Consider the following 1,473-nt stretch of genomic DNA (forward strand, 5'->3'; position numbering starts at 1 on the left):
GCGCAACAGCGTACCGGCCATCCCGCCGACGGCGCAACAGCGTACCGGCCATCCCGCCGACGGAAACCGCAACGATCGCTGGAAGCACTATTTTCTCCGCTGCCGGGGGCTTGAACGGTCGAGTTTCGCCAGGTGATTGAGCTTTTCGCCGATCTTCAATTCCAGGCCACGGGGCACGGGCTGATAGAACGGGATCGGGTCGAGTTCTTCCGGGAAATAGTCTTCTCCGGCGGCGTAGGCGTCCGGCTCATCGTGGGCATAGCGGTATTCATCGCCGTAGCCCAATTGCTTCATCAGCTTGGTCGGTGCGTTGCGCAGGTGCAGCGGCACTTCCAGCGAGCCGTGCTCGGCGGCGGCGCGCAGTGCGGTCTTGAAGCCCATATAGACCGCGTTGCTTTTCGGCGCACAGGCCAGATAGGTGATGGCCTGGGCCACCGCCAGTTCGCCTTCGGGGCTGCCGAGGCGCTCCTGCACTTCCCAGGCCGCCAGGCACAGGCTCAGGGCGCGTGGGTCGGCATTGCCGATGTCTTCGCTGGCCATACGCACCACTCGCCGGGCAAGGTACAAGGGGTCGCAACCGCCGTCGATCATCCGCGCGAACCAATACAAGGCTCCGTCGGGGTTGGAACCGCGCACCGATTTATGCAGCGCGGAAATCTGGTCGTAGAACGCTTCGCCGCCCTTATCGAACCGCCTGCGGGTATCGCCGAGCAGGCTTTGCAGGAGCTCGGTGCCGATTTCGCTGTTGTCTTCGGCGAGGTCCGAGGCGTTTTCCAGCAGGTTGAGCAGGCGCCGGCCATCGCCATCGGCGGCCGACAACAGCATCTGGAAGCCTTCGTCGCTGAGGGTCAGGTTGCGCTTGCCCAGGCCACGTTCTTCGGTCAGCGCGCGCTGCACCAGTTTGCGCAGGGCCGCTTCGTCGAGGCTCTTGAGCACATAGACACGCGCCCGGGAGAGCAAGGCGTTATTGAGTTCAAACGAAGGGTTTTCCGTGGTCGCGCCGATGAAAATCAGTGTGCCGTCTTCAACGTACGGCAGGAACGCATCCTGCTGGGACTTGTTGAAGCGATGCACTTCGTCGACGAACAGAATGGTGCGGCGGCCGTACTGCGCGGCCTGCTGCTTGGCGATTTCCACCGACTGGCGGATCTCCTTGACCCCGGCCAATACCGCCGAGACCGTTTCGAAGTGCGCATCCGAGACTTCCGCGAGCAATCGCGCCAGGGTGGTTTTGCCCACGCCGGGCGGACCCCAGAAAATCATCGAATGCAGGACACCCTGCTCCAGCGCCTCGCGCAAGGGCTTGCCGCGAGCGAGCACGTGTTCCTGACCGACGTACTCGTCCAGATTGGCCGCACGCAGGCGGGCGGCCAAGGGCTGGGCGATGGGGGCGCTGCGAAACAGATCCATGACTATCTCTGAAACCTCAATTGAACATCGCCCCCCCTGTAGGAGCGAGCCTGCTCGCGATGG

The 1,473-nt window shown here is 63.4% G+C and carries 1 protein-coding gene; it reads right to left on the reverse strand.

Features of this window, described 5'->3' with window-relative positions; translation table 11 throughout:
- Positions 1-87: 87 nt before the first annotated feature.
- Complete coding sequence (locus tag ACXRVY_RS28770; RefSeq protein ID WP_223461589.1) at positions 88-1,410, reverse strand: replication-associated recombination protein A; 1,323 nt, start codon at positions 1,408-1,410, stop codon at positions 88-90.
- Between the last annotated feature and the right edge of the window lie 63 nt (positions 1,411-1,473).

The organism is Pseudomonas sp. P5_A2_2 (genome assembly GCF_054177685.1).

Bases quoted from the DNA above. Each gene is read 5' to 3' on its own strand.
- ACXRVY_RS28770 (WP_223461589.1), bottom strand. From the start codon at position 1,410: ATGGATCTGTTTCGCAGCGCCCCCATCGCCCAGCCCTTGGCCGCCCGC.